The 26,598-nt window shown below is 34.6% G+C and carries 21 protein-coding genes and 2 pseudogenes; 16 read left to right on the forward strand and 7 right to left on the reverse strand.

The annotated features are described in order from the left end of the window. Nucleotides 1-148: 148 nt before the first annotated feature. From CHB58_RS07995 to CHB58_RS08020, 6 genes and pseudogenes are all read left to right on the forward strand, one after another. Nucleotides 149-967: pseudogene (locus CHB58_RS07995) on the forward strand (N-6 DNA methylase); the annotation flags it as partial. Between the two features lie 33 nt (nt 968-1,000). After that, complete coding sequence (locus CHB58_RS08000) at nt 1,001-1,225, forward strand: hypothetical protein (protein ID WP_089323586.1); 225 nt, start codon at nt 1,001-1,003, stop codon at nt 1,223-1,225. A 12-nt stretch (nt 1,226-1,237) separates the two neighbouring features. After that, entirely contained in the window at nt 1,238-1,807 is a 570-nt protein-coding gene (locus CHB58_RS08005) for a hypothetical protein (protein ID WP_089323587.1), read from the forward strand. Next, nucleotides 1,800-2,978, forward strand: a complete 1,179-nt coding sequence (locus tag CHB58_RS08010) for a restriction endonuclease subunit S (RefSeq protein WP_089323588.1) — start codon at nt 1,800-1,802, stop codon at nt 2,976-2,978. Before CHB58_RS08005 ends, CHB58_RS08010 begins: the two co-directional genes overlap by 8 nt. 139 nt (nt 2,979-3,117) lie before the next feature. Further along, entirely contained in the window at nt 3,118-4,326 is a 1,209-nt protein-coding gene (locus CHB58_RS08015) for an ATP-binding protein (RefSeq protein WP_089323589.1), read from the forward strand. A gap of 67 nt (nt 4,327-4,393) precedes the next feature. Beyond that, nucleotides 4,394-7,576, forward strand: a pseudogene (locus CHB58_RS08020) (type I restriction endonuclease subunit R). Between the two features lie 5 nt (nt 7,577-7,581). On the opposite strand, the gene CHB58_RS08025 reads toward CHB58_RS08020, so the two are convergent. Beyond that, nucleotides 7,582-8,253 carry an HD domain-containing protein gene (locus CHB58_RS08025; RefSeq protein ID WP_089323590.1) on the reverse strand — a complete coding sequence of 224 codons (672 nt, stop codon included), beginning with the start codon at nt 8,251-8,253 and terminating at the stop codon, nt 7,582-7,584. 114 nt (nt 8,254-8,367) lie between these two features. Here CHB58_RS08025 and argS point away from each other — a divergent pair, with 114 nt between their 5' ends. From argS to CHB58_RS08060, 7 genes are read left to right on the forward strand one after another with little or no spacing between them, the layout of a single operon-like run. Next, complete coding sequence (gene argS, locus CHB58_RS08030; protein ID WP_089323591.1) at nt 8,368-10,002, forward strand: arginine--tRNA ligase; 1,635 nt, start codon at nt 8,368-8,370, stop codon at nt 10,000-10,002. 2 nt (nt 10,003-10,004) lie between these two features. Then, nucleotides 10,005-10,631: an SPOR domain-containing protein gene (locus CHB58_RS08035; RefSeq protein ID WP_089323592.1), complete on the forward strand. Its 627-nt coding sequence runs from the start codon at nt 10,005-10,007 to the stop codon at nt 10,629-10,631. Between the two features lie 3 nt (nt 10,632-10,634). Beyond that, nucleotides 10,635-12,005, forward strand: a complete 1,371-nt coding sequence (locus CHB58_RS08040; protein WP_089323593.1) for a TatD family hydrolase — start codon at nt 10,635-10,637, stop codon at nt 12,003-12,005. Nucleotides 12,006-12,020: 15 nt separating this feature from the next. Continuing rightward, entirely contained in the window at nt 12,021-12,428 is a 408-nt protein-coding gene (gene nikR, locus CHB58_RS08045; protein WP_089323594.1) for a nickel-responsive transcriptional regulator NikR, read from the forward strand. Nucleotides 12,429-12,482: 54 nt separating this feature from the next. Beyond that, complete coding sequence (locus CHB58_RS08050; RefSeq protein WP_089323595.1) at nt 12,483-13,226, forward strand: YebC/PmpR family DNA-binding transcriptional regulator; 744 nt, start codon at nt 12,483-12,485, stop codon at nt 13,224-13,226. Next, nucleotides 13,219-14,295, forward strand: a complete 1,077-nt coding sequence (locus tag CHB58_RS08055; RefSeq protein ID WP_180706461.1) for a lytic transglycosylase domain-containing protein — start codon at nt 13,219-13,221, stop codon at nt 14,293-14,295. Before CHB58_RS08050 ends, CHB58_RS08055 begins: the two co-directional genes overlap by 8 nt. Beyond that, nucleotides 14,292-15,065, forward strand: a complete 774-nt coding sequence (locus CHB58_RS08060; RefSeq protein ID WP_089323597.1) for a tRNA (adenine-N1)-methyltransferase — start codon at nt 14,292-14,294, stop codon at nt 15,063-15,065. Before CHB58_RS08055 ends, CHB58_RS08060 begins: the two co-directional genes overlap by 4 nt. On the opposite strand, the gene CHB58_RS08065 is transcribed toward CHB58_RS08060, so the two are convergent. From CHB58_RS08065 to CHB58_RS08090, 6 genes are all read right to left on the reverse strand, one after another. Continuing rightward, nucleotides 15,043-15,942, reverse strand: a complete 900-nt coding sequence (locus CHB58_RS08065; protein ID WP_219350106.1) for a hypothetical protein — start codon at nt 15,940-15,942, stop codon at nt 15,043-15,045. The genes CHB58_RS08060 and CHB58_RS08065 overlap by 23 nt on opposite strands. Nucleotides 15,943-16,059: 117 nt before the next feature. Continuing rightward, complete coding sequence (gene nadN, locus CHB58_RS08070; protein WP_089323598.1) at nt 16,060-19,296, reverse strand: NAD nucleotidase; 3,237 nt, start codon at nt 19,294-19,296, stop codon at nt 16,060-16,062. A gap of 116 nt (nt 19,297-19,412) precedes the next feature. Next, nucleotides 19,413-19,709, reverse strand: coding sequence for an MTH1187 family thiamine-binding protein (locus CHB58_RS08075; RefSeq protein ID WP_089323599.1), 297 nt, complete (start codon nt 19,707-19,709; stop codon nt 19,413-19,415). Continuing rightward, a complete protein-coding gene (locus CHB58_RS08080) occupies nt 19,709-20,194 on the reverse strand; it encodes a bifunctional nuclease family protein (protein ID WP_089323600.1) in 486 nt (161 codons plus the stop codon). Before CHB58_RS08080 ends, CHB58_RS08075 begins: the two co-directional genes overlap by 1 nt. Before the next feature lie 2 nt (nt 20,195-20,196). Next, nucleotides 20,197-21,522, reverse strand: a complete 1,326-nt coding sequence (gene miaB / locus CHB58_RS08085; protein WP_089323601.1) for a tRNA (N6-isopentenyl adenosine(37)-C2)-methylthiotransferase MiaB — start codon at nt 21,520-21,522, stop codon at nt 20,197-20,199. Then, a complete protein-coding gene (locus CHB58_RS08090; protein ID WP_089323602.1) occupies nt 21,519-22,262 on the reverse strand; it encodes an OmpA family protein in 744 nt (247 codons plus the stop codon). The genes miaB and CHB58_RS08090 overlap by 4 nt, the downstream gene beginning before the upstream one ends. A gap of 58 nt (nt 22,263-22,320) precedes the next feature. On the opposite strand from CHB58_RS08090, the gene CHB58_RS08095 reads away from it, so the two are divergent. The 3 genes from CHB58_RS08095 (at nt 22,321) to CHB58_RS08105 (ending at nt 26,375) form a co-directional block, all read left to right on the forward strand. Then, nucleotides 22,321-23,568 carry a glutamate-5-semialdehyde dehydrogenase gene (locus CHB58_RS08095; RefSeq protein ID WP_089323603.1) on the forward strand — a complete coding sequence of 416 codons (1,248 nt, stop codon included), beginning with the start codon at nt 22,321-22,323 and terminating at the stop codon, nt 23,566-23,568. A gap of 113 nt (nt 23,569-23,681) precedes the next feature. Next, nucleotides 23,682-24,308: a nicotinate-nucleotide adenylyltransferase gene (gene nadD, locus CHB58_RS08100; RefSeq protein ID WP_089323604.1), complete on the forward strand. Its 627-nt coding sequence runs from the start codon at nt 23,682-23,684 to the stop codon at nt 24,306-24,308. Between the two features lie 21 nt (nt 24,309-24,329). Next, entirely contained in the window at nt 24,330-26,375 is a 2,046-nt protein-coding gene (locus CHB58_RS08105) for a PQQ-binding-like beta-propeller repeat protein (protein WP_089323605.1), read from the forward strand. The last annotated feature ends 223 nt before the right edge of the window (nt 26,376-26,598 follow it).

A 26,598-nucleotide genomic window follows, 5' to 3' on the forward strand; every position in this document is an offset into this window, starting at 1 on the left:
CGTGGTATAGGTTTATATTTAGCTGCATGGTTGTCCTCCTGGTAGTGGTTTTGGTTTTCTGAAAATTTGAATGTTTAGTGCTCTTAATATTTTAACTACCAGGTGGGCAGCCTTTTTCCTTTGGTGTGGGTGGGGAGTATGTGTATACCTATGCAGGAACCTTGCCATAAGAAGCATTGACTCTTCACAGGTAAAATGGAATTCTGAAGGTTCATTCCTTAATGATGCTCATAAAGACCTGAAAGCTGATTTTGTCATGGCAAATCCGCCATTTAACGATAGTGACTGGAGTGGTGATTTATTACGAAAAGATGTCAGATGGAAGTATGGAGTGCCTCCTGTCAGTAATGCAAACTACGCATGGATTCAGCATTTTATATTTCATCTTGCTCCTCATGGAAAAGCCGGCTTTGTTCTTGCAAAAGGAGCTCTTACTACAAAACAAACAGCCGAATATGAGATAAGGAAAAACATAATAGAAGATGACCTGATTGACTGTATCGTAAATCTTCCGTCCAAGTTGTTTTTAAACACCCAGATTCCAGCCTCTTTATGGTTTATCCGTAAAAACAAAACTACCCGTAAAGGTGAAATTCTTTTCATAGATGCCAGAGATATGGGAAAACTCATAAACAGAAGAACAAGGGTTTTAACAGAAGAAGACATAAAAAAGATTGCTGACACCTACCACAAATGGCAAAAAGGAGATGAAACTTATGAAGATATAAAAGGCTTCTGTAAATCTGTAAAAATTGAAGATGTTAGAGAGCTTGACTATGTTTTAACTCCCGGCCGGTATGTTGGTCTTCCTGAAGAGGATGATGATTTTGATTTTGAAGAAAGATTTACAAAGCTAAAAGCTGAATTCATGGAACAGTTAAAGGAAGAAGAGAGACTGAATAAACTGATACTTGAAAGTTTAGAGAGAATAGAGATTCCACAGAAGGAGCAGGATAGTGAAGCTTGAAAAAATATTAGAGCAACCTGAAGGAAAATAAAAATGGAATGCTCTGAGCCCGGTTTTGCTTTTAGAGTTACATTTAAAAAAGTTAATTATGTAGAACTTGAAAAACCAGTTGCGACCGATTACGACCGATTAACAATAAAAGAAAAAGAAATTCTTCTTTATTTACTTGAGAATCCTGAAATAACAAAGAAAACGGAAGAGGAAGTATTAAAAGCTGCTGAAACAAAAGTAAAAAAGGAGAAAAGCAATGACCGATAAAGTGCCGAAGGGATGGAAAAGAGTGAAGTTGGGGGATATTATAAAATGAAAGAAATCTTTGAACAACTTGAATTGAAGCTAAAAAATAGTATTTTTAATAGAGCATCTGATATTATAAAAGCTCTTTTAGAATTTCTCCATAAAGAGAAGTTTTTACTTCAAAATGACATTAATGAAAGAGCTCTTACACACAAATTGGCTTTGTATTTGCAAAATTATTTTCACGATTACGATGTTGATTGTGAATATAACAGAATGATGAAAAACAATGAGTATATAAAAAAGACATTAAATCTTCCGGCAGACGAAGGAATAATTATTTCCGATACAACTCAAAAGACTGTATATCCCGACATAATAATTCATAGAAGGGGAAATAATGATAATAATTTGCTGGTGATAGAAGTTAAAAAATCAGTAAATGTTAATGAAAATGAAAGAAATTTTGATTTTCAAAAATTAAAAGCATTTACAGAGCAATTGCGCTACAATCTTGGATTATATCTTGAATTTAATGAAAATGGAATTTCCGACTTTAAGTTGTTTGAAAATGGGGAGAAAGTAGGAGAGTATGATGGGTGAAAAGATACCAAAAGGCTGGAAAAAAGTGAAACTCGGTGAGGTAGTGTGGTTTAATCCTAAAGAAAAGCTATTAAAAGGACATTTTGCAAAAAAAATACCGATGGAAGCTTTGTCCCCTTTTACAAGAAAAATTCAGTTTTTTTATTTAGAAGAATATAAAGGAGGTGTAAAATTTAGAAATGGAGACACACTGGTGGCAAGAATAACACCGAGTTTAGAAAATGGAAAAACTGCTTTTGTTGACATTTTAAAAGCAGATGAAATAGGTTTCGGTTCTACGGAATTTATTGTTTTAAGAAATAAAAAAGGTATAACTGATAAAAAATTTGTTTATTACTTAGCTCTCTCTCCAGTTTTTAGAGAGACAGCTATAAAGTCTATGACAGGTAGTTCTGGGAGACAAAGAGTTCAAACAGAGGTTGTTAAAAATCATGAAATCCTTCTCCCTCCGCTCCCCGAGCAAAAAGCCATCGCATCGGTGCTTTCGTCGTTAGATGATAAAATAGACCTTCTCCACCGCCAGAACAAAACCCTTGAAAAAATGGCAGAAACCCTCTTTCGCCAGTGGTTTATTGAAGAGGCAAAAGAGGATTGGGAGGAAGTTTCTTTAGGGGATAGTGAACTTGCCAAAATAATTAAAAGTGGAATTAAGAAATTTGACGGTATAAAAATTTATCTTGCCACTGGTGACGTTAATGATACTAAAATTCAAGGTGGTGAATGCATTACATATTATAAAAGACCTTCAAGAGCAAATATGCAACCAGTAGAATTTTCGGTTTGGTTTGCTAAAAAAGGTGGTGTAAGGAAACTACTTATGTTTGATGATTATTCAGATATTGATAATATTATTCTATCAACTGGATTTACTGGATTAAAGACGACTGAATTAAGTCATTATTATATTTGGTGTTTTATATTATCAGAAGAGTTTCAGGAAATAAAAGATTCTTATGTTAGCGGAACAGTTCAACCTGATATAAATAATGAAGGGGTAAGACAAATAATGATATTAAAGCCTGATAAAGAGACTTTGGAGAAATTTAATAAAATCGTTAAACCTTATTTTATGAAAATTCAATCAAACAAAAACCAAATCCGTACATTGGAAAAACTGCGGGATACACTCCTGCCAAAACTGATGAGTGGAAAAGTAAGGGTGAAAGTATGAAAAACGGAAGGGGAATCTATTTCCATCTCCATCTTTAGACTCTATTCCAGATTTTTAGCCGAAAATCTGGACTTCACTCCAGAAATATCCTATATTCCCTTATGATACTGGAGTAGAGTCATATTTTTTGGAGGTATAGATGGAATTCCTGCTAAAGCTATCAAGAAGAAAGATAGAAAATAACAGTATCAAAACTAAAAGATATCTTTACGAAAAATTTGACCTTAATAACAGATTAATCGCCATATTAGGAGCAAGAGGAACAGGTAAAACAACTCTAATGCTTCAAATTATCAAAGAAAAATGCAAACCTTCAGAAACTGTTTATCTTAGTCTTGACCATATCTTTTTCCTTGATAACAGGTTGATTGATGTTGTTGAAAATCTTTACACCCGATACGGGATAAGAAATTTCTTTCTGGACGAAATACATAAATATCAGAACTGGCAGCAGGAAATAAAGAACATCTACGATTTTTATAACGATATAAAAATTGTTTTTTCAGGCAGTTCAAGTATTAACATCCAGAAATCAAAGTATGACCTTTCCAGAAGGTGTATCACTTACTTTTTAAATGGGCTTTCTTTTAGAGAGTTTTTAAATATTAAATACGGAGAAAACTATAAACCTTACTCTTTAAATGAAATTATAAAGAATTATAAAGACATAGCTTTTGAGATTGCAGAAAACGATAAGATTCTTCTGGATTTCCATGAATACTGCCGCTATGGTTACTATCCTATATATTTTGAAAATCCAAAAACGGTTGTTTCTAAAATAGTTAACATGTATGAAAAAGTGATTTATGAAGATATAGTTGAAGTGACAAATCTAAATACCGAAAATCTTATAGTTTTAAAAAAACTTATCTACTTTATAGCAACTATACCTCCCGGCGAAATTTCCATAAACAGTCTGAGCAGAAATTTAAAAAAAGATAATAAAACTATTATGAGTTTTATCTCAAAACTAACAGATGCCAGACTTTTAAACTTGATTTATAAAGAAGGAAGTTCTTCTGTCATGATAAGAACCCCCAGAAAAATTTACATTGAAAACGGAGCTCTTTATAACGCTATAAATGAAGAGATAAGAAACCCTGTGAATACAGGAAATTTGCGAGAAATCGTTTTTACAAATCAATTAAAAAACAGCAATTCCAGTATAAAATACAGCAAAGAAATCGGAGACTTCATAGTAGATGACTTCTACTTTGAAATTGGAGGAAAAAACAAAGGGAGAAGACAGATAAAAAAAGCAAAACAAAGCGGTTTCCTTGTAAAAGACGATATTCTCTACGGAGAAGAGGGAACTATTCCCTTATATCTGTTTGGATTTTTATATTAAACTGTGGATAACTTTTATTTAGCATTTGATAAAATTTCATAAATGGAATCTGAGGATGGTGAATGTTATGCCTGACCTGAACGAAAACTCCATTGAAAATTTTGCCATAGACCTTCTTAAATCCCAGGGCTGGGATTATGCTTTTGGGCCTGATATTGCCCCTGATGGAGTTAGACCTGAAAGGAAATCTTTTGAAGATGTTATTTTAGAAAGCAGGTTAAAGAAGGCGCTAAAAATTATAAATCCGAATATACCTGAATCTGCAATAGATGATGCAGTAAAGCAGGTAAAAAATCTTAATTTTCCTGAATTAATTTCCAACAATGAAGCCTTTCACCGTATGCTTACAGAAGGGGTAAGGGTCAGCTATCAAAAGAATGGAGAAGAAAGAGGGGATTATGTCTGGCTTGTTGATTTTGAAAATCCTGAGAATAATGATTTTTTGGTTGTTAATCAATTTACTGTAATTGAAAACAATGTAAATAAGCGGCCGATATTGTTCTTTTCTTAAATGGCATTCCCATTGTTGTAATGGAGCTTAAAAATCCAGCAGATGAAAATGCAACCATTAAATCAGCGTATAATCAGATTCAAACGTATAAGCAGGCAATACCTTCCCTATTTAACTACAATGAAATTTTAATTATCTCAGATGGACTTGAGGCGAGAGCTGGAAGTCTATCCGCCGGATTTGATAGGTTTATGGCGTGGAAATCTGTTGACGGTAAGAGAGAAGCATCAAATCTCATGGGACAGTTTGAGGTTTTAATAAAGGGACTTTTAAATAAAAATACCCTTCTTGACTCCATCAGATTTTTTGTTGTTTTTGACAAATCAAAAAAAGAAGATGAGAAAGGACAGGCAACCGTTACGATAACAAAAAAAATAGCCGCATATCATCAATACTATGCTGTAAATAAAGCTATAAAATCAACACTCAGAACAGCAAATAACAGTAAAGGGAATAATCTTTTAAAAGAAAGTCCGGCATCCTACGGCCTTCCCGATGTAAAAACTCAACCTGAAGGAGATAGAAAAGCAGGGGTTGTATGGCACACGCAGGGGGTCAGGAAAATCCCTTTCTATGTTGTTTTATACAGCTAAAATTATTCAGATAATGGACAATCCTACAGTTGTTGTGATTACAGATAGGAACGACCTTGACGACCAGCTATTTGGCACTTTTGCAGCTGCAACTCAGGCTTTAAGGCAGGAACCGATACAGGCAGAAAGCAGAGAGCACCTGAAAGAACTTTTAAAAGTGGATGCCGGAGGAGTGGTTTTTACTACCATTCAAAAATTCTGGCCTGATGATGGGAATGTTTATGAAACCTTATCAGAGCGGAGAAATATTGTTGTTATTGTTGATGAAGCTCACAGAACGCAGTATGGATTCAAGGCAAAAATAGATAAAGAAACAGGAGATATATCCTACGGTTTTGCCAAATATTTGAGAGATGCCCTGCCAAACGCAACCTATATAGCTTTCACAGGAACACCTATTGAGAAAACAGATAAAAACACTCCGGCAGTTTTTGGAAATTACATTGATATTTACGATATTTCTCATGCTGTAGAAGATGGAGTAACTGTCCCGATCTATTATGAAAGCCGGTTGGCAAAGGTTGAGCTTACTAAAGAGGGAAAAAAACTGATTGAAAAGTTTGAAAAAGAACTTGAAGAGCAGGACTTATCAGATTTAGAAAAAATAAAAGCAAAACGGATGAAACTTGAAGCTCTTATAGGAAGTAAAGAAAGAATAAAAAAGATTGCAGAAGACATTGTGAACCATTTTGAACAGCGTCTTGAAGCAATGGACGGCAAAGGTATGATTGTAGCGATGACAAGAAAAATTGCCGTAAGGCTTTACAACGAAATAGTTAAACTTCGCCCAGCCTGGCACAGCGACGACCTTAAAAAAGGATTTATAAAAGTTGTGATGACAACTGCTCCTTCTGATGAGCCGGAAATTTCAAGATTTCACCTGACAAAAGAACAGAGAAGAATTCTCGCAGATAGATTTAAAGATCCTGAGGATGAATTAAAATTGGTAATAGTTGTTGATATGTGGCTTACTGGCTTTGATGTGCCATGCCTTCATACCATGTATATTGATAAACCGATGAAGGGACACACCCTGATGCAGGCAATAGCAAGAGTCAACAGGGTTTATAAAGACAAAGAAGGTGGTTTAATTGTTGATTATCTTGGGATAGCTGCTGATTTAAAAGAGGCTCTTTCTTTTTATGCTGAAAGTGGAGGGAAAGGAGATCCAGCAAAATTACAGGAAGAAGCTGTAAAGATAATGCTTGAAAAGATGGAAGTTGTAAGAGACATGCTCTTTGGATTTGATTATGAAAGATACTTTAAATCTGGTACAAAAGAAAAGCTAAACATTATCCTTGAAGCAGAGGATTTTATTCTTGGCCTTGAGAATGGCAAAAAGCGGTTTATTGATGCAGTAACTGCTCTTTCAAAAGCTTTTGCAATTGCGATTCCGCATCCTGAAGCTCTTAAAATAAAGGAGGAAGTTGCTTTCTTTCAGGCTGTTAAGTCAAGGCTTATAAAATTCACATCGGGAGAATACGGAAAAACACCTGAACAGATAGGAACAGCTGTAAAGCAGATAATTGATAAAGCTATAGTTTCCACTGACGTAATAGATATTTTTGATGCCGCAGGACTTAAGAAACCTGATATATCAATCCTTTCTGATGAGTTTCTTGAAGAAGTAAGAGCGATTAAATACAAGAACGTTGCAATAGAAGTGCTTAAAAAACTCATAAATAATGAAATAAAAGGAAAAATGAAAATAAACCTTGTTAAGAGCCGCTCCCTGATGGAGTCTCTTGATTCTCTTATAAAAAAGTATAACAATAGATTGCTGACAGCTGCAGAAGTTATTGAAGAACTTATAGAACTTGCAAAAGAGATAAAAGAGAGTGAGAAAGAACCGGCGGAGCTTGGACTTACAGATTATGAATACGCTTTTTATTGTGCTATTGCTAACAATGAAAGTGCAAAGGAAGTTATGGGAAAAGAGAAGCTGAGAGAGCTTGCGGTTGTTCTCTTTGAAAAGGTAAGAAAAAATACATCCATTGATTGGACGATAAGGGAGAATGCAAGGGCAAAGCTCAGGGTTATAGTTAAAAGGACACTTAGAAAATACGGCTATCCACCTGATATGCAGGCTCTTGCCACAGAAACAGTTTTAAAGCAGGCAGAAGCTATTGCAGATTCTCTGATTTAAAAACATTAAAGGTCAGTATCATTTATTTTTATTCTAAACTGGCAGTTTAAAACTTTGCTGGCAGTTTTACACATTTTCATTCTTTCATTGAAAATATTGAAAAATTCAAGAATATCCGAAATTTCTGTATCCATCTTTATAACAAGCTTTATAATTCTCTCATTTCTGTCTATTTCTATATTGTTGTAATACACAGCATAATTAACTCTATCATGAATATCTTCTCTTAAATGGTCTCTGTTTCTTACTCTGTTCCTTGTTACATGGCACTTATCGGCAATAACCACAGCTGCAGCTACAGGTGTTACAGGCACTCCGGTGTCAGATTCATGGTTTCCTATTGCATACATTAGCTCTGTTAATTCTTCTTCTGTTAGCTCTTTGTATCTTTTAAGCAGCTGATATGCAAGAAGTGCTCCCGACTGAGCGTGATTATGTCTTGAAACTATATTTCCTATATCGTGTAAAAGCCCTGCTATTCCAGCAAGCTCTGTTTCTTTTTCTGAGTAGCCAAGTTTTTTAAGAATTTCTCTTGCCTTTCCTGCAACCCATACAACATGTTTAAGACCGTGGTATGTGTATCCCATATTTTGAAGAAAGAAATCTGCTCTTTCTATATAAAATTTCACCTTATCGTCTTTCAAAAGTTTCCTGTAGGTTAATTTAAATTTTCTCATTTTATTTCTTCCTTATATTCTACACCTGTAGTGCTAATTTTAATAAATATGTTTGAATATCTCTCCGCAATAAAATAGAATATTTACGACAAGTTTAAAGTCAAGGAGCGATGTATGAAGGAAACAATAAAAAGAAAGGTGCAGACAGCTTTAAAAGATATATACGGAAAGGAATTTGAAGTTTTAAATAAGGCATCTTTTGAACCGCCAAAAAGAAAAGAGTTTGGAGATGTGGCTACAAATATTGCTTTTCTTCTTGCGAAAGAGCTTAAAAAAGCACCTAAAGATATTGCACAGGAAATTGCAGCAAAGCTTTCAGAAAATCCAGAATTTGAGAAAGTTGAAGTTGCAGGTTCTGGATTTATAAATCTTTTTCTTTCAAAAGAGTTCTATATAGAGCTCTTAAAGAAAATTGTAAATACAGAATTTTATCTGTCTGATATTGGTAAAGGGGAAAAAATCCTTCTTGAGTATGTTTCTGCAAACCCAACAGGTCCCCTGCACGTAGGACACGGAAGGGGAGCAGTTGTGGGAGATGTGCTTTCAAAGATTATGGAAATAGCAGGCTATAAAGTGGAGAGGGAGTTTTACATTAACGATGCAGGAAGACAGATAAAACTTCTTGGTATCTCTGTTTATTATAGAATGCAAGAACTTGCAGGAAGAAAACTTACTCTACCAGAAGATGCATATCGTGGAGAATATATTGTTGAGATAGCAAAAGAACTTATGTTAGCTCATCCTGAACTTATTGATATGGAAGAAGATAAGGCGATTGAGATTATTGCAAACTACGCAAAAGAAACTTTACTTAAAGAGATAAAAGAAACGCTCAGTAAACTTAAGGTTGAATTTGACAGATGGTATAGTGAAAAAAGTTTATACAGTTCTGGGAAAGTTGATGAAGTTCTTAGAAAACTTCAGGATAAGGGACTTGTTTACGAAAAAGATGGAGCACTATGGCTTAAAACTTCTCTTTTTGGAGATGATAAAGACAGGGTTGTTAAGCGTTCAAATGGAGAATACACCTATTTCGCTTCAGATATTGCATACCACTACGACAAAATAGAGCGAGGATACGATAAAGGAATAGATATATGGGGAGCGGACCATCATGGCTATATTCCAAGAGTGAAAGCTGCAATTGAAGCTCTCGGACAGTCGGCAGACTGGCTTGAAGTTATATTGGTTCAGCTTGTTAAACTGTTTAAACATGGAAAAGAAGTTAAAATGTCAAAAAGAGCCGGAAATTTTGTCACTCTTGACTGGCTTATTGAAGAAGTTGGGGTAGATGCTGTAAGGTTTTTCTTTCTTACAAAAAGACACGATACACCGCTTGATTTTGATATTGACCTTGCAGTTTCAGAAAAAAGCGAAAATCCCGTCTATTATGTGCAGTATGCTCACGCGAGAATATCCAGCATCCTTGATAAGGCATCTGAAGCCGGTCTATCTCCTTCAGAAGATCATCTTGGGCTTATAAAAGATGATGAGTTTGACCTGATAATCAAATGTTACGGCTTAAAAACAACTCTTGAAAATGCAGCGGTGAAAAGAGAACCTCACCTTCTTCCATACTATCTTATTGACCTTGCATCTTCATTTCATAAATATTACAACAAAAACAGAGTTATAGATAATGACAATCCGGAACTTTCTTCTGCAAGGCTTTATATTGTTAAAGCTGTGAAAAGAGTTATAAAAATAGGACTTGATATATTAAACGTTAATGCTCCAAGGAGGATGTAAAAATGGAGGGGAACAAAAAGCTTTACTACATTTTGATGGGAGCGGCTGTTGTTTTATTAACAGCATCCTACGGTGTTGGTTTTTATGTAGGAAGAGATACAGGGTATTCAGAAGCAAAAAAGGAGTTTGAAATTGAAAAGAAAAAGCTTCTTAAAACTATTGCTTCTTTAACTCCCCTATCAAGGCCAAAGCCTGAAGAAAAAGTGGTCGTTGTTAATGCAAAACCTGAAGAAAAAAAGTCTGAAGAGAAGAAGACTCAAACAGAAAAAGAAGCAACCACTGAAGTTAAAACAGTGAAACCGGAAACTTCTGAAAAGAAACAAAACAGTGCAGAAAAGCAAGCTGAAATAGCAAAGAAAGAGGAAAAACAGATTAATAAACCTTCCGTGAAAACAGAAAAAGTTTCTACCAAAAAGAATTACTTTATTCAGGTTGGAATCTTTAGAAGTGAGGTAAATGCAAAGAAACTTGTTAAAAAACTATCTCAGAAAGGTATTCCAGCCACTGTAGATAGGTGGAAAGGTTACTACAGGGTTAAAACCCAGATGCTTACTCAGGATGAAGCTAAAGCTCTTCTGAAAAGGTTAAAGGAAGAGATGAAGCTTTCTGGGATTGTAAAAAGGAGGTAATTCTTGATAGATACACATGCTCATCTTCATTTTCCACAGTATGATAAAGATAGAGATAAAATAATAGAAGAATGCAACCAGAAACTTGATGCGGTTGTTACTGTAGGTTGCAATTTTGAAGACAGTAAGAAAGCTTTGGCTTTAGCAGATTCCAATTATAAAATTTACGGTACTGCTGGAATTCATCCTCACGATGCAGTCAATTATGATTTAAATATTAAAGAAAGTTTGAAGAATCTTTTACAACATGAGAAAACTGTTGCCGTAGGAGAAGCAGGACTTGATTTTTACAGAAATCTGTCTCCGAAAGAAAAGCAGGAAGAGATTTTTAGATTACAGATTGAACTTGCAAGAGAGTTTGAAAAACCGATTGTAATTCATACAAGAGAAGCTTCTACTGAAATGTCAGAATTTATCAAAACTGAAATGGAAGGAGTGAAAGGAATAATTCACTGCTTTAACGGTGATAAGGAACTGCTTGAAACCGCTTTGAAACACGGATTTTTTATCTCTTATGCTGGCCCTGTAACCTATCCTAAGAATGAATTTTTAAGAGAGACGCTAAAGAATGTTCCATCATCAAGACTTCTTGTTGAAACCGATGCCCCTTACCTTTCTCCACAAAAATTCAGAGGAAAGAGAAACCATCCTGTTTATGTGGCCTATACGATCAAAACTATAGCCGAATACCTTGGACTTAACTTTTCAGATGTTGACCGTATAACAACTGTAAACGCTAAGAGAATTTTTAACCTTCCAATGACAAAAGAGGAAAAATCTCCAAAACTTGTTTATAAAGTTAGGAATACTCTTTATATCAACCTTACAACAAAATGTCCATGTCACTGCACTTTCTGTTTCAGGGGAAAAGAAGATTATGTGCTTGGTTATAACCTTAACCTTGATAGAGAACCGATAGCGGAAGAGTATATGTATAGAATTAAAAATCCAGGAATTTACGATGAGTTAGTATTTTGCGGTTATGGAGAGCCTTTTGAGAGATTTGATGCCCTTTGTAAGATTGCAGAATGGATAAAAAAGATGGGGGCAAAAAAGGTAAGAGTAAATACCAACGGACTTGGATATCTGATTACAAATGATAAAAAAATTCTTGACAAACTAAAAGGTCTGGTGGATTCCTTTAATATCAGTATTAACGCTTCCACTCCTGAAGAGTATTACAAAATTGTCAGGCCGTCTTTTGGAAAAGGAAGTTTTGAAAGTGTGTTAAAATTCATTCAAGATGCGAAAAAAGCTGGATTTGAAGTTGTCATTTCCGCCGTTGATATAGAAGACTTTGACAAAAATGCATTTATTCAATTTGCAAAAAAACTCGGTGTCAACTGGAAAATAAGAAACTGGAAAGTTATTTAACGGAGGCAGCTGGAAATGGCTGGAATTGTTAGGTTTGGTATTTCAATAGATGAAAAGCTCCTTGAGAGATTTGATGAATACATAGAAAAAAAGGGATACGTAAGTCGTTCAGAAGCTGTCAGGGATCTTATAAGAAATGCTTTAATAGAGGAATCTGTAGGAGAGGATAAGGAAGTTTTCGGAACTATTACTATTGTTTTTGACCACCACCAGAAAGAGCTTGAGGATAAACTTACTGATATAGAACATGACCATATGAACAATATAGTTTCCTCTCTTCACGTTCATATAGACCATCATCATTGTATGGAAACAATTGTTGTTAAGGGAAAAGCAAGTGAAATCAGAGCACTTGCAGATAGGATAATAAGCCAGAAGGGAGTTAAACACGGTAAACTTGTTGTTACCGGTATAGAGCCTTGATTTTGTGTAACCTCTAACCATATTTATTTCATCAGAAATCAAGGAGGTTTCAAAATGGCTGGACATTCCAAATGGGCAAATATTAAACATAAAAAAGCTGCGCAGGATGCGAAAAGAGGAAAAATCTATACAAAACTTGCCCGTGAGATAACAGTTGCAGCAAGAGAAGGTGGTGGTGACCCTGAGTTTAATCCGAGACTTAGAACCGCTATTGAGAAAGCAAAAAAATTTAACATGCCAAAGGAAAATATAGAAAGAGCTATCAAAAGAGGAACAGGCGAGATAGCTGGAGAAACCTATGAGGAAGTAACCTATGAGGGATACGGTCCCGGGGGAGTAGCAATCATAGTTAAGTGTTTAACCGACAACAGAAATAGAACAGCTTCTGAAGTAAGGCATGCATTCTCAAAACATGGTGGAAATCTTGGAACTTCTGGATGTGTATCATGGATGTTTGAGAGAAAAGGCGTTATCACGGTTTCAGCTGAAGGGCAGGATGAAGAATCTGTAATGATGGTTGCCATAGATGCAGGAGCTGAAGATTTTGTTGCTGAAGATGGCACATTTATCATTTACACACAGCCATCAGACCTTGAAACTGTTAAAAAAGCGCTGGAAGAGGCCGGGATAAAAATAGAGGAAGCCAAACTTGACCTTATACCTCAAACCACAACAAGGGTGGAAGGTGAAACGGCACAAAAAGTTTTGAAACTGCTTGAACATCTTGAAGATCTTGATGATGTTCAGGAGGTATATTCAAACTTTGATATGCCTGAAGAGGTCCTCAATAATGCATAAATACATAGCTGCGACAATTTTCTCTTTATTGCTTTCTTCTTCAGCAATTGCTGTAGATATCAATTCAGTTGTAAAAAAAGAGTCATTTGCACTTTTAAAAGACCAGTTTGGTGTTGAGATAAGGGAAAGTAGTTCTTCGTCTGTTCTTGATATTCCATGGAATGAACCTGGAGTTCAGTTCTGGTTGCAGTATTACAATAATGGAATGAATAGATTGAAGCTCGTTCAGCAAATTAAAAGATATGAGATGTTTCTCCCTTATGTATTACCTGTTATTAAGGAGGAAGGAGTTCCTGAAATCCTTGCATATCTTCCTATTATAGAAAGCAATGGAAACCCAGCTGCTGTGTCAAGAGCAGGGGCAGCAGGATTGTGGCAGCTTATGCCAAGAACGGCAAGACTTTATGGGCTCAGAGTGAACAGATACATAGATGAGCGTTTTGACATAGAAAAATCAACAAAAGCGGCTGTAAAATACCTTAAAAACCTTTATAAAATTTTTGGAAGATGGGATCTTGCAATAGCCGCCTATAATGCGGGACCGGGGAAGATAAACAGGCTTTTAAAGAAATATAACACAAATTCTTTCTGGGATCTGGCTAAACTTCCTGATGAAACTCTCAATTACGTTCCTAAATTTTACGCTGTTGCTCATCTTATAAATTCTGGAAAAATAAAAGTTGCAAAGAATGAACGTGAGCTTTTAAAAATAAAGATTCTCTCCAAAACAAGTTTATATACCATTTCACGTAAGTTAAAAGTGAAATACTCCCTTCTTAAAACATATAACAAACAATACCGTTCAGGAGTTGTTTATCCACACAGGTATGTTTACATTCCCTCTTTTGCCATCAGAAACAGGACATTTCTTGCAAAGGCAAAGGACGCAAAAATCTTCATTTATAGACCTTATAAAACGGAAAAAGTTACAAAAATTGCCAGAAAATTTGGTACAGATATAAAAACCATGAAAGTGATTAATAGAATTAAAGGGAAATATGTTTATAAAGGTCAGGTGCTTATAATTGTTGCTTATAATGCAGATAAGGAGAATGTGGCAATAAGATGAACAATACAGTGAAACCCACAGATACTGTTATTTTTTATGATAGAGAGAAAAACAAAAAGTATTTTATAAATCTTTCTATTACTCCGAAATTTGGAACAGAAAACGGAGTTATAGAAACCAAAGATGTAATAGGTATTGAATATGGTAGCGAAGTGAAAACCCACAAAGGATATCCTTACCTTATCTTACCTGCAACCCTTTACGATTTTATAATGTATAAACTTAACAGACTAACCCAGATAGTTTACCCGAAAGATGCTGCCTATATAGCTTTACGTCTTGATGTGAAGCCTGGAGATAAAATTATTGAAAGTGGCGTCGGAAGTGGTGCAATGACAGCCATATTTGCTCATATTGTTGGTCCTTCAGGAAAGGTTATTTCCTATGAAAAAAGAGAAGAATTTATCAAAAATGCAACTTCAAATCTGAATAAATTAGGTTTTCTTGATAGAGTTGAAATAAAGCACAGAGACATTTCTGAAGGTTTTGACGAAGATGATGCGGATGCTGTTTTTCTTGATGTAAGAGAACCGTGGCTTTATCTTCATCATGCCTATAGCGCTCTTAAAAAAGGTAGAATGCTTGGAATTCTTATTCCTACTGTAAATCAAATTATAGAAACTCTAAAAAAACTTGAAGAACTTTCTTTTATAGATATTGAGGTTCTTGAAATTTTATTAAGACATTATAAAACAGTTCCAGAAAGATTAAGGCCAGAGGACAGAATGCCTGCTCACACAGCATTCCTTATTTTTGCCCGTAAAGTTTAGATTCAGTAAAAAATTTTTCATACAAAATCGTAAGAAAAAATGAAACAGTTATCGCAAGTATTACCCTGATTCCTATCATAACAAATCCGTTGGCTCCAAAAAGCATAAAAAGAGCAGGATCTTCAATTATTGCATGGGATATTAAAAGAAATGTTGCTACAAAAAAGATATTCTTACTTTTTAAGTTTCCCGATCGAAACTCACTTATTAAAATTCCAGCTCCATAGGTTATACCGAGAAAAAGACCTATAAATATGGGGAATGATGTGTTCACCTTTTCCTGATATTTTTTTATGAAAGGTAAAGACTTAGAAAAGTTTATAAAGAAAATAATTATAGAAATTAGGACAACTATTTTAAAAGATAGCGTTGTTGCTTTTGTTATTGAAGATACTATCATTTTACTAAAACTATTAAATCTTGAAAGCTCTATAGCTGAATTTGTATTTATGTTAGAAGAAAAACTAAACGGGATAAAAGTAACAAGTAAAGCACCTATAAAAGCAGTAAAAACTCTCAAAGCTATAGAGTAGAACACAGAAATTTCCAACTTTTTCATAATTGCAGATTCAATTAATATAGCATGAGCTATTCCAAGAAAAACTCCTATAATGGTCCATTGATATGGTGAGAGATTTAAAGGTGCAAGGAAGGCAACAGCTGCATAGATGTTAAAAAGCATTCCTGCAGCTATACCTACTGCGCTTTCAGGTGGAAGGTGTAAAATTCCTGTTACAGGTTCAAATATAAAAGATATCTTATTTAGGATGTTAAAATAGAAAAGCACATCTGCAAGTATGTAAAGGGGGAAGATCAGCTTTATTATGAAAATAGATGTTTTAAATGCAAGGAGCAATGTTTCTCTAATATTTATCATTAAGACACTCCAGAACTTATGATTTAATTAAAGTTAAGATGTGCAAGATGTAAGTCAAGTAGAGATTTTTTTCTGAAATTTTAGAGATTGGAGCCCGAAATGGGCTCCAAAAAAAATTTATTCAGTTTCTATATTAACTTCATATATAGCTGTTGTTCCACTTTCTTCAAAAGATACTATAAGTAAAGGCTTTCCGTTTGGAGATTTATCAGCAGGCACAAAAGTTATTCCTTCCGGTGCTTTGTTACCTTTTGTAAACTCAGGTAGATAATAAACAAATTGAGGATTTTCAGGGTCAGAGATATCGTAAACAACTATTGAACACTGTCTTTCAAGAGCTATAAATGCGTATATTTTGCCGTTTATCTCTCCTATAGCAACTCCTTCAGGTTCAACACCTTTATTTCCACTTCTTCCATCCATTTCTCCATCGTCATGGTTGAACAGTTCAGGCTCCTTCGCTTTAACTATTTTGCTTAACTCATCACCGCTATCCCAGACAAGATTTCCGCTTTCATCCCAGATAGCGAAGCTTCTTCCGCCAAAAGCGTAAAGCTCTTCGTATTCTCCATCATTATCAGTATCTCCAAGATCGGTCATCACTTTCAGGTCGTTATCGTCTTCATAATCGGCTGCTATTGAGCTGTCTAAATCGATTTTTTTTATTTTTTCTTCATCAGAATATCCATCATAATCTCTACCGTCTCCTTCGTTGGCGGTAACAAGATAAGTTTTCCCATCAACAATGTAAGTAGCTATTCCATCCGGTTGGTAAAGTGCAAATAATCCATTGAAGTTTTTCATCTCTATTTTGCCGTTTTCTTCAATATCTATTGTGTAATTACCAGGTGTATAGCTTTTTCTACCAAGTGACTTAACATAATCAATCGCAAGATTTCCAAGGTCTATCTTTGCTATAGCATTATTTTCCTGTAATGTAACATAAGCGTAATTCCCACTTACTGCTACATACTCAGGCTCAAGGTCTTTTGTTTGATTATCACTTGGTGTTCCTCCGAGCCTTACAGGTGTTCCGTCATCTGCTGGTGTTAAAGTAATATTTCCAAAATCTAATTCTGTGTAGCTATAATCTGATGTGTTAATTATTCCAACAGTTCCCTCAGGATCAAAAGTATAATCGTCGTTTGGTTCTCCTTCGTTGGCAACAATAATTTTACTTCCATCCTCATTAAAAGTTACCATATCAGGTAGATAACCTACTTCTATCTCTTTTTTGAAGTTTCCATCAACATCAAAAATTACAATTTTCCCTCTTTCCTGCTTTGAATCATCTGTAGCATCGACAACTTCAATAGCTACCGCAACTTTCCCGTTTTTAACAGCTACTGAATTTATTCCATCACCGTAAGCTGTAATGTCTATACTTTTTATTAAAGTAGGAGATGTGATGTTTGAAACATCAAAAATGTCAAGAGTATCATTTGCACCGTTTGTTACAAAGAGTCTTTTAGTATCAGCATCATAAGCATTAATTTCACTACTGCTTTCAGTACCGTTGATTGTGGAAAGGAGTTTTAATGTGTCACCAGTAAACTTTTGTATTGGTTTTTCTTCTAATGGAAGTGCCTCAAGTTCTTTTCCTTCAGCATTAAGTGCTTTAATGTAATCTATAAATGTCTCAGCGTATCCAAAATATGTATCTGTTCCACCTCTTTCAGACAACACTTCACCAAAAGTTATATATCCGTCTTTTCCACTTGCAATATAACTGTTTGTTACAACCTTATACATTTTGCTTTCATCTATCGCTTGCCATTCTCCGGTAACTCTATCCATTATTTCAAGATTTGAAATTCTCTGGTTTTTAGGTTGGGATAAGTCAACTTCATATCTTATTCCATAGGCATAAGGGAATGAACCTGTGGAACCGCCATTGTCTTCAAAGTTTGTAATTGCATCTTCAAGCACCTGCTTAATTTCAGCACCTGTCATTTCAAGTGTATAAAGGGTATTGCTGAAAGGTAGTAAATCATAAACTTCACCTACGGTAATATTTCCCTCATCTATAGCTATTCTTACACCGCCGGCATTTTGAATAGCAAGATCGGCATCGTCAACTTTCTCATAGAAAGATTTAGCAACTAATGGAGCTATCTCGCTTCCGTGTTCATTTAATTCACTTACTCCGTCGTACTTATCTCCTGGAATTCTATTGTGCCCTAAAAATTCTTTTGAAACTCCTATTGTTAAGTTTTTAAGCTCATTAATCTGCTGGGAATACTTATCAAGAACAGCTTGAGCCGTAGGATCAGGATCAACAATTTCCAACTTTCCATTACTATTATTTATTATTTCTATTATCTTTGCTCTGGTTTCGTTATCCACTTCAGTTTTATTTCCATCAGCATCTTTCTGTAAGAAAGTATCTCCAAGTAGGATGGTATCAGTACCGGAACATTGAATAACTTTTCCTTCTCTATCAAACTCGACATCCAGTTTTCCAACAGCATAAGAATACTGCCATGCGGAAGCTATACATGCTTTAGTTCCGTCTTCCCTTTCAATCACAATCGGATAAGAATTAAATTGAGAAGATAATCCATAATCTGTATAATTTCCAAGTAAAGAGTGAGAGTCTCCATCAATAATTACATCAACATCATCAAGCTCTTTTGCAAGATTTATATCATTTTCCATACCAAAGTGACTGACAAGAACTATTTTATTTATCCCTTGTTCTTTTAATTCTTCTATATATTTTTCTGCAGTTTCTTTTTCATCAAGGAAATCAATGTCGTCACCGGGATTTGAGGAATCGTGGGTTTTTTGAGCATACCCAATACCGATAATTCCTATTTTTTCTCCATTCCTTTCAACAATTTTGTAGGGCTTCCAGTAACCATTCAACACGCTACTTTCTTGAGGTACTATGTTGGCACTTACTACTGTTGCGTTAAGCTTATCAAGGTAACTTTTTAACCCTTCATTTCCATCATCAAATTCATGATTTCCAATAGTTATTGCATCCCAGTCAATCAGGTTTAAAAGTTCTGCTGTTGCATTTCCTTTAAATAAAACATAGTAAAGAGAACCTACAATTGTATCCCCTGCATTTAAAACAACAGCATTTGGAGAAGTTTCTCTCAATTCTTTTATTTTTGCTATTGCTCTTGGAAGTCCCCCCATTTCCACATAGGTTTTTGTGCCATTTAGATAAAGGCTGAAACTTTCTTCATCGAGGTGGGAATGAATGTCGTTCATGTGGACGAAAGTAACTTTAAAATTTTCAGAAGTTTCGGTAGTAGTTGTTGAAGTATCACTTCCACCGCCACAGCTTCCAACTAAGATAAGACCTGACAATAAGACAGGAATATAAAATTTTTTCGATCGCATTCTGGCAACCTCCTTAAAAAGTTTTGAAGTTGCCAGAATGATAGTAATTTGGTGCTGAAAATTAGTAAAGATTGTTAAGGATTAAAGTATAGAATTTCCAAATTAGATTAGAGTAGTTATAGATTTTCTTTAAGTTTTTTTACCTTTTTATCCATGGTTAAATTCACATCCCTTCTCTCATCTATTCTTATTGTTGTCATCACCCTTAATGCACCTTTTTCAAAAGGGCGTTTATGAATTTTAAGAGCAAGAGCCATTAATTCTTCCACGTCTCCCTGGACAATTACCCCCATAGCAGTTAGCTGAAAGTTGTATCCTTCCTCTTTTAAAATTTTATAGGCATAAGATACAAACTCACTTACACACGGATTTCCTGTTCCTACAGGAACAACTGAAATTTCCATTACAGCCATTACTCTTCCTCATCAAATATGTATTTTAGAAGTTTCTCAAGCTCTCTCTTCTGCTGTGGAGAGTATGGAGAGTTCTCTTCTTTTAGCTTGATTAAACATGCTTTTTCAATTATCTCTTTCGTAACGAATATAGGAGCTCCTGTTCTAACTGCTATGTTTATAGAATCACTCGGTCGGGCATCAATTTTAACAATTTCCCCATCTTTTCTTTTTATAAATATAGAAGCAAAATAAATCCCTTTATCAAACTGATTAATAACAACCTTTTCCACTTCACCATCAAGAGATGCTATTACATTACAGATGAGGTCATAAGGGAAAGGTCGTGGTGGAACAGCTCCAAGTAAGCAGTTTTCGAGAAGCTCAGCTTCATAATCTCCTATCCAGATGGGTATTGCAAAGTTTTCATCTGTATTTCCAAGAATTATCATCGGCAGACCAGTAAACTTGTCATGTGTGACACTTATAACCGATACCTCTACCATCTCTACACTCCTGCAGGTTGTTTTATTTTCCCGATTAAATAAAATGGCGTAACTTCATCTATCTCAACCGTTATCAGTTTACCTATTAAAGAATCATCTCTATCTATAATTGCAATTTTGTTTGTTCTTGTTCTTCCTGTTAACTTATCAGGATTGTTGGAACTTATCCCTTCAACAAGAATTTCAACATCTTCCCCTTTAAGTTTTTCATTTTTCTTAAGAGCTTGTTTTTTGAGAATTTCGTTAATTATTCTGAGCCTTCTGTTTTTTTCCTCTTTTGAAACATCATCTTTAAACTTAAAGGCTTTTGTCAAAGGTCTTGGAGAATACTCGAAAACAAATGCCTGGTCGTATTTGACACTCTCTATCAGGCTTACTGTTTCTTCAAAATCTTTCTCAGTTTCACCCGGAAATCCAACTATAAAGTCCCCTGAAATAGCTATATCAGGTACTTCTGTTTTGAGCATATCTATTTTTTCAAGATACTCTTCCCGTGTATAACCTCTGTTCATTTTTTCAAGTATTCTGTTTGACCCGCTCTGAGGAGGAAGATGAACATATTCACACACCTTTGGAATTTCTTTAATAGCTTTAACTATTGAATAATCAAAACCTGCAGGATGAGATGTTGTAAATCTAATTCTTTCAATTCCATCAACTTCAGCCACCATATAAAGAATATCTGACAGAGTATATTTATCATATTTATAAAAATCAACATTCTGACCTAAAAGATGAATCTCTTTAACTCCTCTGGCAGCAAGACCTTGAACTTCCTTAAGAATTTCTTCTGGCGGAACACTTCTTTCCCTGCCTCTTACATAAGGCACTATACAGTAAGTGCAGAACCTATTGCAACCCCTCTGGATAGTTACATACCCTATGTAAGGATTGTTAAGATATGGAGAGATTGAAGGGATTATTTTTCCTTCATCTTCAAAATAGTGGTTTACTATCTCTTTAACTTTTTCTCCTTTAATAGCTTTTTCAAGAAACTCGGAAACTTTAAAGAAATTGAACGTTCCCATAAGAATATCAACGTAAGGATACTTATTCACTATATAATCTGCATCCTTTTGAGGAACACATCCTGTTACAACTACAACAGCTTCAGTTTTTTTCTTTTTTATCTTTTTAAGCTCACCTATAAAGCTAAACGCTTTGTTATCAGGTTTTGCCCTTACACTACAGGTATTTACAACTATAACATCTGCCTCTTCAATGGAATCGGTTTTAACATATCCATTTTCCGCCAGAATACCGGCTATCTTTTCAGAATCATTTACGTTCATTTGACAACCAAAAGTTTTAATAAAAAACTTTTTCATCTTGCTTCACACACCCTATCAACTATTGCTTCAGGAGGATATATGTAAAACTCAACTCTTCTATTCAAGGCTCTTCCTTCCACAGAACTGTTTGGTGCTATAGGATTCTTATCTCCGCACCCTTTTGCAAGTATATTACCACTGCTTATTCCAAGTCTTTGCAAATAACTTCTAATAACTTCAGCCCTCTTTTCTGTAATATAGGAATTAAACTGCGCGCTGCCACTATTATCAAAGTAAGTTGCGATTACTATCAGATATTTCCCAAAATTTTTTGCTAAGCTATCAAGAAGCTTTGTATTTTTAATATTTTCTCTGTTAATTTCAAAAATGTATGAGTCTTTAACAACTATCCTGACTTTGTCAGGTTCTTCAAAAAGAACAAACTTTCTATTTTTTATCTCAACTGGAAACATTGGATATACAGGAACAACCTCAACTCCCGTTTCTTTTTTAAAATTTTCAACCTCTTTTTTCAAAACATAATCTGTAAGTTTAAATTTTGGAGACTGGTGAATTGAATTTTTAAGAACCTTCACAGTTAAAGGTTCTGCAGGTTTTTTTGACTTTACCAATTGCTTCTTTTCTAAAGGTTTCTCAGGTGCAACATTTTCTTTTTTCACTTCCGTTTGATATTTTTCTGGTTTAGCTGGAATCACTGTTTCTGTTTGCTTAACACATCCTGAAATAGAAACTGCCGTTGATACTACAAACAATAATGGTAAAATTTTAATCCTCACAAATCCCTCCAGTGAGAAATAGCTGTAATTAATTTAAAACTTTATAGGGAGGATATCAATGGAGATAAGAGAAATTGCACAGAAAGCAAAGAAAGTGAGCTTTGGCTTAACAAGCATATCAACAGAAATCAAAAACAGAACTCTCTTGACTGCTGCAAAGTTAATTGATGAAAAAAGAGCGTTAATTAAAATGGAAAATGAGAAAGATTTAAAAACAGCCGAAGAGAAAGGTTTATCTAAAGCAATGATAGACAGACTCCTGCTTAACGACAAGAGAATTAAAGGAATGATTGATGTTCTTTACGATGTTGCCAAAATGGAAGATCCTGTTGGTTCTGTTATAAAAATGTGGAAACGGCCTAACGGATTGAAAATAGGTAAGATGAGAGTTCCCCTTGGAGTTGTAGGAATAATATATGAGTCAAGACCAAATGTTACTGTGGAGGCAGCATCCCTTTGCATAAAAAGTTCAAACGCAATAATCTTAAAAGGTGGAAAGGAAGCTATAAATTCTAACAGGATTCTTGTTAACATTTTAAAGGAAGCTGCTGACATAGAAGGTTTTCCTCCTGAAGCTATCCAGTTTGTTGATTCAACAGATAGGAGTGTTGTGAAAGAGATGGTTCAGCTTGATGAATATATAGATGTGATAATACCAAGGGGTGGTGAAGGCCTCATAAGATTTGTAGCTGAAAATTCCCGCATTCCTGTTATAAAACACTATAAAGGTGTATGCCATGTGTATGTTGATAAATTTGCAGATTTAGAGAAAGCGTGGGACATCTGCTTTAATGCTAAAGTCCAAAGACCTGGCGTGTGCAACGCGATGGAAACGATGCTTGTTCACAGTGAAATAGCAGACGGCTTCATGCCTGAGATGATAAGAAGATTTAAGAAAGCAGGAGTTGAACTGAGAGGTTGTGAAAGAGCAAGAAGTTATGACAGTAAATATATCAAGCCAGCTACAGAAGAGGACTGGTATGCCGAATACCTTGACCTTATTTTAGCTGTTAGAATAGTTGATTCTCTTGAAGAAGCTATAAACCATATCAACACTTACGGTTCTCACCACAGTGATGCAATCGTTACAGAAAATTACACAAATGGAATGAGATTTTTAAGTGATGTTGACTCTGCTGCCGTTTACATAAACGCTTCAACAAGATTTACAGACGGAAATGTGTTTGGGCTTGGAGCGGAGATGGGAATTTCAACAGATAAAATTCATGTAAGAGGACCTATGGGACTTGAAGATTTAACAATTCCAAAATACATAATTTTTGGTGATGGTCAGGTAAGGGAGTAATTTATGAGAGAACAGATATTTAACTATATATTTCTTTTTTTAATTGCAGTATTTCTTATAAACATTTTCATCTGGGTTCCTGTAACCCTTTACAAAAAATTTAAAGGTAAGAAATGAAAGAGGCTCTTTTTGGAGGAAGCTTTAATCCTGTTCACATAGGACATCTCGTAATTGCACGGGATGTCCTTGAATCTTTTGGCTTTGACAAAATTGTTTTTGTTCCTGCTAAAATTCAGCCGTTAAAAGGTAAACTTTCCCTTCCTTCCTCTTTAAGGTTAAAGCTCCTTGAAACAGCAACAGCAGATATTGAATATTTCTCTGTGTGGGATTATGAAATCAGGAAAGACGGAGTCTCCTACACGGTTGATACTTTAAAAGAGTATGTAAGGATAAAAGGGAAACAACCTGTCTTTATTATGGGTGGTGATTCCTTTAGCTCTTTACATTTATGGAAATCTCCAGAGAAAATTCTTGAGATAGCAAAGATAATTGTTGTCAAAAGACCCGGAAGAGAGATTGATATTAGCAAACTGCTTGGTGAAATAGGTGTAAAGAAAGTTGTTAAATTCTCAACCGTTAAAGAGAAAAACTCTTTAAGCGAGGCCGATATATTTGTTCTTGACGGCAGATTGATTGAAATAAGCTCCACCGAAATAAGAAAACGTCTTGAAGAGAAAAAAGATATTAGATTTCTTGTTCCAGATAGGTGTATTTCTTTACTAAAACAGTTTTATTCCTGATTAAAAAGGATGGATATTAACATGAAGCCATTATCGGAAGAGATTTTAAAAGCGATAGAGAATAAAAAAGAAAAAATAGCTCTTAAAGAAGGTAGCTATAAGTTGGACGGTTTAATTAAACTAAAATCTTCTTTAAAAATAAAAGGAGAAGGAAAAGATAAAACTGTTATTGAAATAGACATTCTTTTTTCGGGTAATCATCAAGTTGAAATTCAAGATACTACCTTAAAGGTAAGAAGATTTATTTCCAATAAAAATATCAGAACAGAAAATGCTGACTTCATCTGTGATGAAACAATAACTTCCATAGCCACATCTGTTGAAGAATTTAAAAAACTATTAAAAGAAAAAACCGACCAAATATGGCTGACAGAAGGGATATTCAAAGTTGATAAACTTTACATTCGTTCAAATCTAATTGGGGAAGGTAAGGATAAAACAAAAATAGTGGCAGAAGAATCAGTGGTGGAAAATGTTACACTTGAATCTTTAACCTTAGAAGCAGAAACTTTCACGGAAAAGGAAAAATTCAAGTCCAAAGATATCAATCTTGCATTTAGAACACTTCTTATTAAAAAAGATTTCCTTGAAAAAGAAGTGGACGATAGATTTTTAAAACATCTTAAAGTGGACAAAGATGGAACTTTGTATGCTTCTGATGGTTATTTCCTTTATGCTTTAAATAAAGCTAAAACTTTAAAATGGAAATTTCCTTTGGAGCATATTAATAGCTCTTTTAAAGTCAAATATCCTGAAAACCTGAAAGTCCTGTTAAAAATCGTATTTAAAGAATGCAAATCTTTTTCTAAACGGAAATTGGAAGAATTAACAAAGAAAATACTTCCAGATGAAAAAGATTCTCTTGAATCCATTATTGGAGATGTGTTTGCGTCAAAAAATACTGAACATATTAAATATCTTTTTAAAAGGTTAAAACAACATAACTTTTATGAACTTGAAATTTCTAAAATTTTTGATTGGGAGACCTGTTTTAAGGATAAAGCCAGAATAAGTATTGGTGATGACGGTACAATCTATATTTTTCCAAGCTCCTATGCTTTTGCTATAAATCCAGATGGTTCTCCTAAGTGGAAAAACAATAGAGAACTTCTTAGAGATTTCTTTTTCTATATTGTTACTAAAGATACAATTTACTATTCAAGCAGATTTCTTCAAACATTGGCACTTAATTTAGACGGTTCTATTAAATGGAAGTTTAAGCACGATAAAGATGAAGAAATCAGAAAGTTGGAAATCGATTCTGAAGGCACTCTTTATGTCGTTACTGAAACATTACTATATGCTGTAAATCCTGACGGTTCCTTAAAATGGAAATTTAGTCCACAATTTCAAGAACCTGAGTTTCATATCTCTTTCACCGGAGATCAAATAATTTCTGAAGATATAATATTTGACTTTAAAATCCTTGAAAAGGATAAAAAGAAAACAATTTATATATGCACAAGAAAATTTCTTTACTCTATAGATTCTACAGGTAGAGTAAACTGGCAGTTTAAGATTGAAAACGGAAAACTTCCCACAAAATTGGAAATAGATAGAAAAAATAACACCGTTTATCTTCTTTCTTTTAATGACGGGATTTATGCTCTTAACTTTGATGGATTACTGAAATGGAGGTTTAAAGAAGAAAGCTCAAAGAGTAATTACTTTGGTACATCCTGGGAATACATGCTACTTGGAAATGATGGAACTGTTTATACAACAGATACATTATCAGTTTACTCTATTGATTCTGAAGGATTTGTAAAATGGAAATTTTCTCCAGGCAAAGAAGATAGTATTGAAAGAATAGGAAAAATAGAGTTTAAAGATGATGGAAAGCTATTCGTTCTCACTAACGACAAACTATACCTTTTAAAAAATGACGGTCATGTAAAATGGGAATTTCAACCTTCAATAAAAGAGCATGAATATCTTCAAAATTTAACAATTTTAAATAAAGATGCCGTGGCAGTTTTGATAAAAAAAGCCAACGAAAGTTCCTATTTATCAGAAAGCTTTGACTCATTTTCAAGCTATGTAATTTATACTGATACTGATTTTTAAATGTTTTAACAAGAATTAGCGAATTTAAATCCCGATTTTTTCATTTAAAACTTTGCCTTTTGGGTTAAATGGGGATATTCCTGTTCAGGAATGATGCAACGCCATCTGAGGGTGTTTGAAAATTCTCATTTGTCTCTAAAAGATATTGAGATTCTTCGGCTGCAAAGCAGCCTCAGAATGATGATGAAAGTCATCCTGAGGGCAAAGCCCGAAGGATCTCTTA

Origin of the sequence: Desulfurobacterium atlanticum, from assembly GCF_900188395.1 — a bacterium.
GTDB lineage: Bacteria > Aquificota > Aquificia > Desulfurobacteriales > Desulfurobacteriaceae > Desulfurobacterium_A > Desulfurobacterium_A atlanticum.